Annotated in this window: 16 protein-coding genes; 6 read left to right on the forward strand and 10 right to left on the reverse strand. The window is 36.1% G+C overall.

Translation table 11 applies throughout. The features are described 5' to 3' along the window. Nucleotides 1-214: 214 nt before the first annotated feature. From BCER98_RS14095 to spoIIM, 5 genes are all read right to left on the reverse strand, one after another. A complete protein-coding gene (locus tag BCER98_RS14095; RefSeq protein WP_012095246.1) occupies nt 215-955 on the reverse strand; it encodes a FixH family protein in 741 nt (246 codons plus the stop codon). Nucleotides 956-1,203: 248 nt separating this feature from the next. Further along, nucleotides 1,204-2,094: a site-specific tyrosine recombinase XerD gene (xerD, locus tag BCER98_RS14105; protein ID WP_012095247.1), complete on the reverse strand. Its 891-nt coding sequence runs from the start codon at nt 2,092-2,094 to the stop codon at nt 1,204-1,206. A 6-nt stretch (nt 2,095-2,100) separates the two neighbouring features. Then, entirely contained in the window at nt 2,101-2,331 is a 231-nt protein-coding gene (locus BCER98_RS14110; RefSeq protein WP_041809982.1) for a YqzK family protein, read from the reverse strand. 103 nt (nt 2,332-2,434) lie between these two features. After that, nucleotides 2,435-2,890 carry a ferric iron uptake transcriptional regulator gene (gene fur, locus BCER98_RS14115; protein ID WP_012095249.1) on the reverse strand — a complete coding sequence of 152 codons (456 nt, stop codon included), beginning with the start codon at nt 2,888-2,890 and terminating at the stop codon, nt 2,435-2,437. Nucleotides 2,891-2,997: 107 nt separating this feature from the next. Beyond that, the gene (gene spoIIM / locus BCER98_RS14120) at nt 2,998-3,645 is read right to left on the reverse strand and encodes a stage II sporulation protein M (protein WP_012095250.1); all 648 of its coding nucleotides are present in this window, start codon (nt 3,643-3,645) and stop codon (nt 2,998-3,000) included. A gap of 126 nt (nt 3,646-3,771) precedes the next feature. Here spoIIM and BCER98_RS14125 point away from each other — a divergent pair, with 126 nt between their 5' ends. Continuing rightward, nucleotides 3,772-4,323 (forward strand): GNAT family N-acetyltransferase, encoded by a 552-nt coding sequence (locus BCER98_RS14125; protein ID WP_012095251.1) that lies wholly within the window; start codon nt 3,772-3,774, stop codon nt 4,321-4,323. A gap of 22 nt (nt 4,324-4,345) precedes the next feature. Here BCER98_RS14125 and BCER98_RS14130 read toward each other — a convergent pair whose 3' ends face one another. After that, on the reverse strand, nt 4,346-4,885 hold the full coding sequence (locus tag BCER98_RS14130) for an NUDIX domain-containing protein (RefSeq protein ID WP_012095252.1): 540 nt from the start codon (nt 4,883-4,885) through the stop codon (nt 4,346-4,348). Between the two features lie 75 nt (nt 4,886-4,960). Here BCER98_RS14130 and mciZ point away from each other — a divergent pair, with 75 nt between their 5' ends. Then, nucleotides 4,961-5,089, forward strand: a complete 129-nt coding sequence (gene mciZ / locus BCER98_RS14135) for a Z-ring formation inhibitor MciZ (protein WP_012095253.1) — start codon at nt 4,961-4,963, stop codon at nt 5,087-5,089. Between the two features lie 53 nt (nt 5,090-5,142). After that, nucleotides 5,143-6,057 carry an aldo/keto reductase gene (locus tag BCER98_RS14140; protein WP_012095254.1) on the forward strand — a complete coding sequence of 305 codons (915 nt, stop codon included), beginning with the start codon at nt 5,143-5,145 and terminating at the stop codon, nt 6,055-6,057. Between the two features lie 26 nt (nt 6,058-6,083). Here BCER98_RS14140 and BCER98_RS14145 read toward each other — a convergent pair whose 3' ends face one another. The 3 genes from BCER98_RS14145 to BCER98_RS14155 all read right to left on the reverse strand — a co-directional run bounded on the left by BCER98_RS14145 (nt 6,084) and on the right by BCER98_RS14155 (nt 7,919). Beyond that, on the reverse strand, nt 6,084-6,911 hold the full coding sequence (locus BCER98_RS14145) for an aldo/keto reductase (protein ID WP_012095255.1): 828 nt from the start codon (nt 6,909-6,911) through the stop codon (nt 6,084-6,086). 162 nt (nt 6,912-7,073) lie between these two features. Next, entirely contained in the window at nt 7,074-7,598 is a 525-nt protein-coding gene (locus tag BCER98_RS14150; RefSeq protein WP_012095256.1) for a GrpB family protein, read from the reverse strand. A gap of 69 nt (nt 7,599-7,667) precedes the next feature. Beyond that, the gene (locus BCER98_RS14155; RefSeq protein ID WP_012095257.1) at nt 7,668-7,919 is read right to left on the reverse strand and encodes a YqkE family protein; all 252 of its coding nucleotides are present in this window, start codon (nt 7,917-7,919) and stop codon (nt 7,668-7,670) included. A 291-nt stretch (nt 7,920-8,210) separates the two neighbouring features. On the opposite strand from BCER98_RS14155, the gene BCER98_RS14160 reads away from it, so the two are divergent. Then, nucleotides 8,211-9,800 carry a bifunctional metallophosphatase/5'-nucleotidase gene (locus tag BCER98_RS14160; RefSeq protein WP_041809985.1) on the forward strand — a complete coding sequence of 530 codons (1,590 nt, stop codon included), beginning with the start codon at nt 8,211-8,213 and terminating at the stop codon, nt 9,798-9,800. Between the two features lie 198 nt (nt 9,801-9,998). Here the strand turns inward: BCER98_RS14160 and BCER98_RS14165 are convergent, their stop codons facing one another. Next, nucleotides 9,999-10,460, reverse strand: a complete 462-nt coding sequence (locus BCER98_RS14165; protein ID WP_012095259.1) for a ribbon-helix-helix domain-containing protein — start codon at nt 10,458-10,460, stop codon at nt 9,999-10,001. A gap of 135 nt (nt 10,461-10,595) precedes the next feature. On the opposite strand from BCER98_RS14165, the gene BCER98_RS14170 reads away from it, so the two are divergent. Both BCER98_RS14170 and BCER98_RS14175 read left to right on the forward strand, forming a co-directional pair. Further along, nucleotides 10,596-11,594 (forward strand): alpha/beta fold hydrolase, encoded by a 999-nt coding sequence (locus BCER98_RS14170; RefSeq protein ID WP_012095260.1) that lies wholly within the window; start codon nt 10,596-10,598, stop codon nt 11,592-11,594. Nucleotides 11,595-11,726: 132 nt separating this feature from the next. Further along, nucleotides 11,727-13,046 (forward strand): Na+/H+ antiporter family protein, encoded by a 1,320-nt coding sequence (locus BCER98_RS14175; RefSeq protein WP_012095261.1) that lies wholly within the window; start codon nt 11,727-11,729, stop codon nt 13,044-13,046.

The following is a 13,046-nucleotide window of genomic DNA, read 5'->3' on the forward strand; positions in this document are numbered from 1 at the left end:
AAATGAAACAGAAACTTTCCTGTTTTTTCTAAGTCAGATGTCAGACTTCTTGCACTTACATCATAACATGTTTGCGCTTTCTTTTTAATACATTTTCGTAGAAATTCTTATTTTCCTCACATTTCTATTGTAATCTATTCTGGTGCAAAGCGCTAATAAAATTATGACTTATTTCGTACTATAATAATAAAAAACAGCCCTAATGAGCTGTTTTTTATTTTACTTCTACTGTTTCTTCTTTATGTTCGTGAAGATCACCTTTTCTTACATGAACTTTCACTTTATATTTACCGGATTCTTTAAATGTATATTTGCCTACATATTCACCTTTGTTATCCTCTTTTGCTGTGATGAATGTATGTTTCTCTACACCATCTTTCCAAATTTCAAATTGCACTTCTGCTTTAGTTAGCGCTTCTTCTTTTTGTTTCACATGAGCTTTCAGTGTAGATTCAGCATTTGCTTTCACATCACCAGCCATAAAGTGAATCATTGTATCACTTTTATGGTCACCATGTCCTGCTTCATGAGCATCATGTCCTTTTTTTGCATCTTCAACTTTCGCATTTCCTACAGCCACTTTTACTTCTGGCATTACATGCATTTCACGTGCATTTGTATGAGCAATAATATGGTACACACCATCGGAAGGGAATGTTTTTTCAACAGCATAAACCCCTTTTCCTTTATGCTTCCCATTTAACATTTCATGCTTTTCATCGCCATCTTTCCAAATTTCAAACTTCACATCGTCAGCATCTGTTACTTTCTCTTTTCCTTGTGTGACAAGTGCTTGCACTTCTGTTTTCTCATTTGGCTTCACTTCTTTTGGATTTGTTTGAACTGCTACCTTCACTTCTTCAAGTTTCTCTTTTTTTGGAGATTCTTCCTTATTTGTATTGCAACCAGCCAAAGCTAGCATTGCGATAAATAAAGTAATTATAAATTTTTTCATTGTATTTTCCTCCTTCGTACTTTATTTAGTATAGAGGAAATCACTAGTTATATTCTAGCCTTCTGCTGAAAACAATGTACGAAATGTTTGTGAAGTTTTTGTGAAATACCTTTCTTTTCTATACGTGCTATATTTCGAATCTAACAAAAACAACCGTACAAACAATGCTTGTAAAATTCCATATGGAACTTTCTGCCTACTTAAAAGCGTTTTGATTCGAAATGGCACGAAAAAGAGCATAAGTCATCTTATGCTCTTGGGTGAAACTGCTTATATACGTCTTTTAATCTCGTTTTTGAAACATGTGTATAAATTTGTGTTGTAGAAATATCTGCATGTCCTAACATTTCCTGTACAGCACGTAAGTCTGCTCCATTTTCTAACAGGTGTGTAGCAAAAGAATGGCGCAATGTATGTGGTGTAAGCTCTTTCTCAATATTTGCTTCTTTTGCTAAACGTTTTAAAATCTTCCAAAAGCCTTGACGAGATAATCGATTACCGTGGTGATTTAAAAATAATGCATCCACTGCCTTTTTTCCCATCAATTCTTTTCTTCCTTTTTCAATATAACGCTGAATTGCTTCTGTAGCTAAACTTCCAAGTGGAATAATTCTTTCCTTATTTCCTTTTCCGACGCAGCGAACAAAGCCCATTGTTAAATGAACATCCTCTAAGTTGAGTGCAATTAATTCCGAAACACGCAGTCCTGTTGCATACAATAACTCCAACATTGCTTTATCTCGAATACCGTAAGCACTCGTCGTCTTTGGTGTTTGTAATAATGCTTCAACCTCACTTACCGATAAAACTTTCGGCAGTTTTCGCTCCCCTTGTGGTGTTTCAATATGTACTGACGGATCATGTTCTACAGCTCGTTCACGAAGTAAAAATTGATGAAATGAACGAATCGATGCAATATGACGCGCTAATGTTTTTGAAGATTTTCCATTCTCTCTTAAATGCTGCAAAAAGTTAACGATTTGCATACGAGTCACTTCATGAAAAGTTTTCATTTGTTCCACCTTTTGCAAATACTTTACATAACTTTTTAAATCTCTTTCATAAGATACAACCGTATTTTTGGCCAATCCTTTTTCCACAACCATATAATGAATAAAATCTTTTAATTGATCTTCCAATCTACACTACTCCCCATTTTCATAGAAAAAAATCATTCTATTTACGAAAGCATCTTTTGCTGGTTCCTCATTCCCTGATACTTTTTCTACTGTCTCTTCTTTTGGCTTTTCATAACGATGATAACTTTCATATTCTTCATTTATCCATAGTATAGCGAAATAAAACAAAATCGTACAACTTGTAAACAATAAAAATACTTTCATTCCATCATAAGTGAATTTCAAAGCTCGGCGCATGATAAACTCCTCCAAATTATATGTTATTACAACATATGCCAAGCTTTCTATCATTTATACCTCACTCAAATAAAAAACCTCTTCCTAGCTAGATAGGAAAAGGCTATTTTTCATTCGTTTCATTTTCTTGACAGTTTTCACAAATCCCATGGAAAGTTAAACGATGATCTTTCACCTTAAAGTTCCAATCTCGCTCTACTTTTTCCTCCACTTCTCCAAGCAAATCTTCTTGGATTTCTTGGACAGCACCACATTTTGTGCAAATTAAATGATGATGGAAACGCTGTGCACCTTCTTGGCGTAAGTCATAGCGTGAAACACCGTCTCCAAAGTTGATTTTATCAACAACTTTCAACTCAGATAATAACTCTAAAGTTCGATAGACGGTTGCTAATCCGATCTCTGGCGACTTTTCTTTTACAAGGAGGTAAACATCTTCTGCACTTAAATGATCTTCTTCATTTTCCAGCAGCACACGAACCGTTGCTTCACGTTGTGGTGTTAATTTGTAGCTCGCTGCATGTAATTGTTTCTTAATTCGTTCTATTCTTTCTTCCATTCGGTACTACTCCCTCCTCGCCACTCTTACACCATTATATCAGAAGAAAGGCTTCTGTCAAAAGAAAAAACAATCAAAATAAGTTGATAATTATTCTCATGTAGTATTTATTTTTTATTAATAACTTCAACGACTTCTTTCATAAGTATTGGTGACGCATATGCTTCAATACTGGAAGCGATTGCTAGTACAGCCCCAATAATAAGAAAAAAACAAGTATAACGAATTAATAACGGTAATAGTGGCTCGTTGATCTTTCGAATAAATTGATGCTTAATCATACGTAAGGAAAAACTAGCAGCAATCGTTGTCATGATAAGAAATGCTGGAATAATAATTAAATTTTGCGGTAAAACGGAGACAAAGGCTAATAATAGTCCGTTCCAGCCATGTTGACTTACTAAAAAACCAACTGTAAACCCAATCACGACTCCTTTTAAAAATAATAAAATAAAAATAAGTGGTAACCCAATAATAGAAATTCCTAGTATCCAAATAAATCCAATATATTTCAATTGGGAAACGTAACTCTCACGAAACATTTCACTCGCAAGTGCAAATTCCCCTTTTGAGACTTGTCCAAAAAAACGACTTAAGTAAAATGATAAATCTTGCTTTTGATTCACCTGTAAGCTATTTACAAGTATTGCTCCAAACACCACGCCCATCAATAGTAACACTGAAACAAATATATAAAGCGATGAGTTTTCTTGTAGATGAGCTATTACACGATCTTGCCAAGTTTTTCGCAACATTCTTCTTCCCTCCGTTCATACTCTTACTAAAAATGTATGAACAAGAGAAAAAAAGTATGATTAATTAAGATTGAAATTCCGTCCTACTTTGCTAAACTTAAAAGTAGAGAATAGGAGGGATTTCCTTTGAAACCATTATTATTAGATTTTCCAACATTATTTCAGACGGAGCGTTTACAAGTACGCAAGCCATTTCCAGGCGACGGATCCGAGGTCTATGAAGCAATTCAAGCTTCTTTAGAAGATTTGCAACCGTGGATTCCCGTTACAATCGACACCGAAGACAAGGCTGAAGAAATCGTCCGAGAAGCTCACGGACAATTTCTACTTCGTGAAACATTAGCCTTTCACTTATATGATAAAGCCTCTAGTACTTTTATCGGAGCTCTTACTCTTCAGCCAGAAAACTGGGATATTCCAAAGTTTTCGCTTCATTTCTGGTTACATAGCGCTTATACAAAACAAGGATATATGACAGAAGCTGTGAAAGGCGCTGTTCAATTCGCATTTGATAAACTTGGCGCTAGAAGACTTGAAATTCGCTGCGATGCAACAAATGCAAATGCATGTGCTGTAGCAGAGCGACTTGAGTTTATTTTAGAAGGTACACATGAAAATGATTTTCTCGCTCCAGACGGTACATTACATGATACACGCGTCTATGCGAAAATCAACTAAAACACTCGCCTAAGGCGAGTGTTTATTTTTGTAATTGTAAATATTGCACAGCAAACATTGTCTTTGCATCATGAATACGTTGACTTTTCATAAGTGAAATCGCTTCTTCTAATGATACTTCCATAAGCTCTACAAATTCATCTTCATCTAAAGCCGCTTTATCTTCTTTTCTTTTTAACCCTGTTGCTTTATATACATACAAAATTTCGTCGGCAAAACCTGGCGATGTATAAAAGGATGTAACAAATTCCATTTTTTCACATACATATCCAGTTTCTTCTTCCAATTCACGAACAGCCGTTACTTCAGGTTTCTCTCCTGGCTCCAATTTTCCAGCAGGAATCTCCACAATCTCTTTCTCTAGCGCTTTACGATATTGCTCAACAAGAACGATTTTTCCTTCGTCCGTTATTGCAATAATCGCAACCGCTCCAGGATGATTGACAATCTCACGTTTACTCATTTCGCCATTTGGCAATACTACTTCATCAACGCGAACTTTAATAACTTTCCCATCAAAAATGGGTTCCGTTGCAACCGTTCTTTCTGCAAGATTACTCACACTTATCCATCTCCCTAATTCTATTTCCTATTCGTTCTTCATATATTTTACCACAATGAAAGGAGCTTGATAAAAATGAAAATATACATTTTGCCTAATCGAGTCACATTAGTCGGTAAAGCTTGGCAAATTCGCAATAAATTAAAGCAATACGGAAAAGAATACGAAACGGTACAAGATTGGATTACGAAAACAAAAAGGTAAACATTTGTCAACCTTCTTTCCCTTCCGTACAATATAAGTAAGGAGGTTGACAAATGAAAAAACGCCAATTAGGACATTCAGATTTATATGTGACTGAGATGGGACTTGGCTGCATGTCTCTTGGTACAGAAGAAAAGCAAGCCATTTCTATTATTCATGAAGCAATCGATTTAGGAATAAACTTTTTTGATACAGCAGACTTATATCATTATGGACTAAATGAAGAATTTGTCGGAAAAGCTTTGAAAGGAAAACGTGATCAAGTTATTTTAACAACAAAAGTCGGAAATCGCTGGACATCCGAAAAAAATGGATGGTCTTGGGATCCTTCTAAAACTTATATAAAAACAGAAGTAAAAGAAAGCCTAAGACGCCTCCAAACCGATTATATTGATTTATATCAACTGCATGGAGGAACGATAGAAGATCCGATTGAGGAAATAATTGAAGCGTTTGAAGAGTTAAAACAAGAAGGAATCATCCGTCATTACGGTATCTCTTCTATTCGTCCAAATGTGATTCGCGAATATATAAAACGCTCTAATATCGTGAGTGTATTGATGGAATATAGCTTATTAAATCGCCGACCTGAAGAATGGTTTCCACTGCTTCAAGAACATCAAATTAGCGTTATTGCAAGAGGTTCACTTGCAAAAGGATTATTGACAGATGACAATGAGAGAAAAGTAGAAAAAGTGAAGGAAAAAGAGTACCTTTCTTATTCTTATCCTGAATTAACTCGCACTTTAACTACGATAAAAGAAGTTACGAAAGAACGTTCATTAACTGAAACTGCTCTTCAATATTGTTTACACAATCCGATTGTAGCAGCTGCCATTCCTGGTGCAAGCTCTATTCAACAATTGCGAGAAAATGTACAAGCCTATTCAAAAAGTTCATTAACGAATGAAGAATATAAACAAATCCAAGCTGCTGTAAAATGTGATACATATGCACTACATCGATAAAAAAGCTACCAAATGGTAGCTTTTTTTTACATTGTATCGTACTTATCAGGATTTGTCCCAATACGTACATTACAATCTAATGTATCAATTTGTTTCATTTCATCTTCTGTTAATGAAAAATCAAAGATCGTAAAGTTCTCTTTAATACGAGATGGTGTAACGGACTTTGGAATGGTTACAATGCCACTTTGAATATCCCAGCGTAAAATAATTTGGGCAGGTGTTTTGTTATATTTACTAGCAATCTCTTGAATAATCGGATGCTCAAATACTTCTCTCCCCCTCATTAACGGGCTCCACGCTTCCATTTGAATTTGTTTGTTTTGACAAAAGTCACGCAACTCAAACTGCGCAAACATTGGATGCAACTCCACTTGGTTTACCATCGGCTTCACATGACAGTTGGCTAAAAGACGTTCTAAATGATGTTGATGGAAATTAGAAACTCCAATCGCTCGCACTTTCCCTTCTTTATATAACTTCTCTAGAGCTCGGTATGTATCGATATACTTTCCTCTAACTGGCCAGTGAATTAAATATAAATCTACATAATCCATTTGTAACTTTTCCAAACTTTTTTCAAACGCTTGAAGCGTCTCTTCATATCCTTGATAATCATTCCATACTTTTGTTGTAATAAATAACTCTTCACGCGGAATACCCGAGTTACGAACCGCTTCACCGACACCGCTTTCATTTTCATATACTGCCGCTGTATCAATAGAACGATACCCAATTTCTAAAGCCGTTTTTACCGCTCGTTTTACTTCTTCTCCCTCTTTGGCTTTATATACCCCTAAACCAAGCATTGGCATTTTCACACCGTTATGAAGTGTCGTTGTTGGAATATACATGATTGCTCCTCCTTCTTTATCCCTGCAATATAAAAACTTAATCAACAAGTTCTATCATTTTTATAACCTTCACTTCATTTGAACAAGATTTACGAAAAAAGTCAAAACATACACACAGTTTACATAATTTTTCTTCCCTCTTCCCTGTAAAATAACGTAAACCTACTCACTTGCGTTATTTTCTAACCATTCTTTTGCTTTTTTATCAATATTCCGTATAAATTTCGTTTTTCCTTCTGTATACTTTCCGCCATCATATGTATACTTTGTAGCTAATTCGTTTTTTAAAGTTGCATAAGCTTCTGCTTCTTCGCAGTGTGCAATCATATAGTCACGAAATGCTAGATGCCTTATAATTTCTGGATTTCCTCTTTCAAAGACATGTAAATGATAGGAACGTTTTTCTTCTGTTCCATGCATGAAGAAACGGCGACCACTAATACCATTTTCTCCTTTTACAATATAACCAAGCTTTTCAAACAACTTATTCCACTCGTCCACTCTTTCAATATTTTCCACTTCCATAATCATATCTACAATTGGCTTGGCAGCGAGTCCTGGTACAGATGTACTACCAATATGATGTATTTTCACACGTTCTGGCATCGCCTCTTTTAACCTTTTTGCCTCCGCTTGAAACTTCTCCCCCCAATGATTTTCATATGGAACGACTACAATTTTCCTCATCCTCATTCCCCTTTTTCCTCTAGACTTGGAAAAAATCATCAGCGTAAAGCTACTGATGATTTCTTCATACTATTTAAAGTCTTTCCAACTTAGGTTACTTTCACTTAATAGTTCTTCAAACGACTTATTTTTTTCACGCTCTTTTTGTTCTCGGCGTTTTCTTTCTTGCTCTTTTAATTCTCTTTCTTCCACTCTTGCTCGCAGTTCTTTCTTTTTACTTTTTAACTGCTCCATTAATGATGCATTCAGCTGATCTCCAATTGTAATAGAATCTTTTTCTTTTTGATTCATTTGATTTTGTCTTTGTTTCTTTTTCTTCATGTCTTGCTCACCTTTTACTTTTTTCTTCATTATAGGGTAAGTGCGCTACTCTAAACAATAAAAAAGCTATATCGATGCATTTTCTCTTTCCAAATTGCTTTAAAAAAGCCTAATTGTTTCTACGTATGAGCAGGTCCTCTCTTCATACATCATATAAAATTTGTAAAAATGTAAATCTACTAATAATTCTATGTTAATTATTAAAAAATTCGCTATTTTTGTAGAAATAACTCTCTTAATCTATTAAAATTATGCCGTATGATGTCAAATGATAAAAAGGAGTAATCAATGATGTGGAAAAAAATAATTCCTGCACTTGCTATTTTTAGTATGGTCACATGCTCAACTGCCTTTGCTGCACCTCTCTCTCAAACACCTTCAGAACAAAATCGCTACATAGATGTGCAACTGCTTGGTATCAATGATTTTCATGGTCAATTAGATACGGTTAAAAAAATAAATAACAAGGAAGCAGGTGGCGCTGAATACTTAGCTACCTATTTACGTGACCGTGAAAAACAAAACCCAAATACATTAATGGTACATGCTGGTGATATTGTTGGAGCAAGCCCACCTCTTTCCGCTTTATTACAGGATGAGCCAACGATTGAATTTTTAAATGATTTAGGTTTTGATGTTGGAACAGTTGGGAATCATGAATTTGATGAAGGGGTCAACGAAATGCACCGCCTTATTTATGGCGGTTATCATGAGAAGACTGGAAACTTTAAAGGAGCGAAATTTCCATATATCGCTGCCAACTTCTACAACAAATCTACTGGTCGTTTATTTCTCCCACCATTTACTGTAAAAATGGTGCAAGGAGTACCCGTTGGCTTCATAGGTGTGGTCACAACAGATACCCCTAATATTGTCATACCTACCATGCTCAAAAATGTTCAAATTACAGATGAAGTTGCAGCGGTTAATAAAGCTGCAAAACAACTAAAGAGACTAGGGGTCAAATCCATCGTTGTTCTCGCTCATGTTGGAGGTACAACGAATCATGATGATGTAACAAACGGAGATCTTGTTCGCTTAGCAACGGAAACTGATCCAGAAATCGATGTTATTTTCGGTGGGCATAGTCACACTTATGTAAATGGAACAGTTAACAATAAACTGCTTGTACAAGCTCATTCATACGGCACAGCTTTTGCTGATGTAGATATACAAATTGATCGAAAAACAAAAGACATTGTTTCCAAAAAAGCAGAGATTGTGACCACCTATCATGAAGGGATAGAACCTGATAAGCAAGTGAAACGAAAGCTTGATCAATATAAAGAAAAGATTGCGCCTCTTGTCAATGAAGTTGTCGGAAGAACGAACGCCCCATTAGATCGGAAACAAAATGCTGCTGGAGAATCTACTCTTGGAAATTTCATTGCTGACGCTCAGCGTGCAACTATGCAAGCTGATATTGCCCTAATGAATCCAGGTGGTATTCGTAACGACTTAGACGCAGGCGATATTACATGGGGTGAATTATACGGAGTTCAACCGTTCGGAAACCAATTAATCAAAGTACATTTAACAGGGCAAGATATCCGTGACCTGTTAAATCAACAATGGCAAAAAGGAATCACAAGGATGCTACAAATCTCTGGTATTCAATATAGTTGGGATGCTAATAAGCCAAATGGTGAAAAAGTAACAACGATTCGTTTAGCAAACGGAGAGGACCTCGACCCTTCCAAAACATACAGTGTTGTTGCCAACGCTTTTTTAGCTTCAGGTGGAGATGGATTTATTAGCTTTAAAAATGGACAAAATGCTGAAACGGGCCCAACTGATTTTGAAGCGTTAGTTGATTACGTCAAACAAATGAAAGAACCAATCCAACCAACGATTGACGGAAGAATACAACGAATGAACTAACTTCCCAAACCCTCTATTCTATTAAAAATAGGGGGTTTTTTATTGATTGTGTATTCTTTCGTTAAAGATGAAATTCTCACTACGTACAAATGTTTTCGATTTCTCCGCATTGTAATATCATTACCAAGAAAAGGTCTCTTTTAAGGAAATAACAGAATAGTTGCCACTCAAAAAGTAAATAGCTATCTTGTTCGTCGTTCAATCATCATATACCTCATATTTTTTTAGAAATTCTTGTAACGCCTCTTCTACTGCTTGAGATTTATGCATCCCTTTCGTGCTACATAGATCATCTAATTGCTCTAGCACTTCCGTACATATAGAAAACGTGCGTTTCTTTTTTTTCTTGCAACCTTTTTTCTTTAGAAGAAAGCGTTCCTCTCTTCTTTGTAATAATTCATATATGCTCTGCAATTGCTCATAAATTAATACTTGATAATCCGTCTTGACGTACTGCAATGCCATGGCCTCTTGGAGGTATAAATGTCGAGGTTCTTCTCCCTCTCCAGTAAATATTCGTTTCTTCTGCTCACTGTCATATTCATATCCGAGCATTCTTAATTTTTTTGACAATGTATAGGGGCTCATTTCGAGGCGTTTTGCAAGAATTGCAATCGGTTCCCGTTTATTTAAGCGATCTATAATTTCTCCAATTGTCACTTTTTTCTCCCCCCTCTAGAGCTCACATACTTGAAATACAGATAGTAAGTTATGATACAATGATTTTCTAACAGTATATGCACATTTTCCAGCTTGTGCGATACATATACGCTTGAAGAAAGAGAGGTTTTTCACATGCTTTTTCGTAGCCACACTCCATCGTTTTATACTGAAAATAAACAGCTCATCCCTGGTAGTATCGCTACGATTGAAAGCGTAATGATTAACAACCGAAAACAATCTTTACTTATACGCGGACGAGCCGTAACAAACCCTATCTTATTATGGTGCCACGGTGGGCCTGGTATGGCGCAAATCGGATTTATTCGCCATTTTCAAAAAGAGTTAGAAAAGAGTTTTATCGTTGTCAATTGGGATCAGCGCGGGGCAGGAAAGTCTTTTTCATGGCGAGATATTCAAACTCCCTTCACCATTGAACAGTTCGTTTCAGATACACTAGAAGTCATTCGGTATCTTCTATCTCGCTTTAACCGAAAAAACTTATTTTTAGCTGGACATTCATGGGGCAGCATTATTGGATTAAACGTCGCACATGCATATCCAGAATATATCAAAGCTTATATTGGTATTGGACAAATTGTACACATGAAACAAAACGAAGAACTTTTATTTCAACACTTAATTCATTCCGCCCAAAAACATGGACATACACGCGCATTGACCTCGCTTGCAAAATTAGGGAATCCACCTTTCTTAGATATGAAACGGCTTATGATTCAAAGAAGGTGGCTTGGCACATTTGGAGGCGCCATTCAAAACGGTTCTTCGTTTTCCTTTATTCGAAAAGGCTTCTTTTCATCAGAATATACTTGGCTTGATTGGTTGAAATTTCTCGCCGGTCATGTAAAGTCAGGAACATTATGGGAAGAGATGCTAACCATTGATTTTTTCTCAACTATTGTAGAATTGTCGGTCCCAGTTTATTTTTGTTCCGGTCGTTTCGATTATCAAACTCCTTATACACTTGTACAACAATATTGTGATAAGATTCGAGCACCAATCAAGAAAATGATTTGGTTTCCAAATTCCGCACATTCTCCGAATTTGGAAGAGCCAGAACGATTTGCTCACGCTTTACATTCCATTAAACAAGAATTGTCCATTTCATATTAATCATTTTTGTACCCTTTTACATTTTTGTGAAAACATTTTATAATGGTATGTCGCAACTTTAAATGCTTCGAACGCATTCTTTACGGTAAAAAATGGTATAAACAGAATAAAGTTTAGGAGATTATATTGATTATGAATGCTGTACTTATCGCAGTAGCCGTCATGCTATTGCTTAGTTTATTACGTGTCCAAGTCATTGTCGCCATTATTGTTGGTGCTTTAACAGGTGGGCTAATCGGTGGCCTTAGTATTTCAGAAACAATTAACGTATTTACTACTGGTCTTGGAAACAGTGCACCAATTGCTTTAAGCTATGCAATGCTCGGTGGATTTGCTATTTCCCTTTCGAAGACTGGACTACCTGATGCCATGATTCACGCGGCACTAAACATAATTGGAAATGATAAAGACACAAAAAAACAAATGTATTCCAAAATACTCATTTTATTTATTATTCTTGCAATGGCCTGTTTTTCACAAAATGTGATTCCGGTTCATATCGCTTTCATCCCAATTTTAATTCCAGCACTTTTAAAAGTGTTAAATGAGCTGAAAATAGATCGCAGATTGGTGACATGTCTCATCACTTTTGGGTTAATTACACCTTATATGTGGATACCAGCCGGATTTGGAAAAATTTATCATGATGTATTACAAACAAATGCTCAGCAAAGTGGACTTACATTTGATGTATCTCTTATCCCTAAGGCGATGACTATCCCAGCAATGGGTATGATAACCGGATTATGCATAGCTATATTCATTACTTATCGCAAACCACGTACGTATGAAACGAAAACGATTCAAGGTACAGCGAATGAAGATAGTTCTTATACAAAAAGAAGCATTATATTTGGATTATTATCTATTCTGGCAACGTTAACTGTTCAATTAACAACAGAGTCGATGATTTTTGGTGCCTTAGCGGGAATTATCGTATTATCCATTAGTGGAAGTCTGCCTCTTAAAGAGGCAGATGCTATTTTAACAAGCGGCATGAGGATGATGTCTTTCATTGGGTTTGTTATGATTTCTGCTGCTGGTTTCGGCGCTGTCTTAAGAAAGACAGGACATGTTGAATCACTTGTACAAGCGAGCGCTCATTTAATCGGAAATAGCAAACCGCTTGCAGCGTTTCTCATGCTTATTATTGGATTACTCGTCACAATGGGAATTGGATCCTCTTTTTCTACCATTCCCATTTTAACAACAATTTTCGTTCCGCTTTGTATCCAACTTGGATTTAGCCCAATGGCCACAATTGCTATTATTGGTACAGCGGGGGCATTAGGTGATGCAGGCTCTCCAGCATCCGATAGTACACTCGGACCTACTTCAGGATTAAATGCAGATGGGCAGCACCACCATATATGGGATACATGTGTGCCAACTTTTCTGCACTACAATATTCCATTACTTCTATTCGGATTTATTGCCGCAATTACACTATAA

Origin of the sequence: Bacillus cytotoxicus NVH 391-98 (assembly GCF_000017425.1) — a bacterium.
Lineage (GTDB): Bacteria > Bacillota > Bacilli > Bacillales > Bacillaceae_G > Bacillus_A > Bacillus_A cytotoxicus.

Bases quoted from the DNA above. Each gene is read 5' to 3' on its own strand.
- BCER98_RS14095 (WP_012095246.1), bottom strand. From the start codon at position 955: ATGAAAAAATTTATAATTACTTTATTTATCGCAATGCTAGCTTTGGCT.
- BCER98_RS14110 (WP_041809982.1), bottom strand. From the start codon at position 2,331: ATGCGCCGAGCTTTGAAATTCACTTATGATGGAATGAAAGTATTTTTA.
- fur (WP_012095249.1), bottom strand. From the start codon at position 2,890: ATGGAAGAAAGAATAGAACGAATTAAGAAACAATTACATGCAGCGAGC.
- spoIIM (WP_012095250.1), bottom strand. From the start codon at position 3,645: ATGTTGCGAAAAACTTGGCAAGATCGTGTAATAGCTCATCTACAAGAA.
- mciZ (WP_012095253.1), top strand. From the start codon at position 4,961: ATGAAAATATACATTTTGCCTAATCGAGTCACATTAGTCGGTAAAGCT.
- BCER98_RS14140 (WP_012095254.1), top strand. From the start codon at position 5,143: ATGAAAAAACGCCAATTAGGACATTCAGATTTATATGTGACTGAGATG.
- BCER98_RS14145 (WP_012095255.1), bottom strand. From the start codon at position 6,911: ATGTATATTCCAACAACGACACTTCATAACGGTGTGAAAATGCCAATG.
- BCER98_RS14150 (WP_012095256.1), bottom strand. From the start codon at position 7,598: ATGAGGAAAATTGTAGTCGTTCCATATGAAAATCATTGGGGGGAGAAG.
- BCER98_RS14155 (WP_012095257.1), bottom strand. From the start codon at position 7,919: ATGAAGAAAAAGAAACAAAGACAAAATCAAATGAATCAAAAAGAAAAA.
- BCER98_RS14160 (WP_041809985.1), top strand. From the start codon at position 8,211: ATGTGGAAAAAAATAATTCCTGCACTTGCTATTTTTAGTATGGTCACA.
- BCER98_RS14170 (WP_012095260.1), top strand. From the start codon at position 10,596: ATGCTTTTTCGTAGCCACACTCCATCGTTTTATACTGAAAATAAACAG.
- BCER98_RS14175 (WP_012095261.1), top strand. From the start codon at position 11,727: ATGAATGCTGTACTTATCGCAGTAGCCGTCATGCTATTGCTTAGTTTA.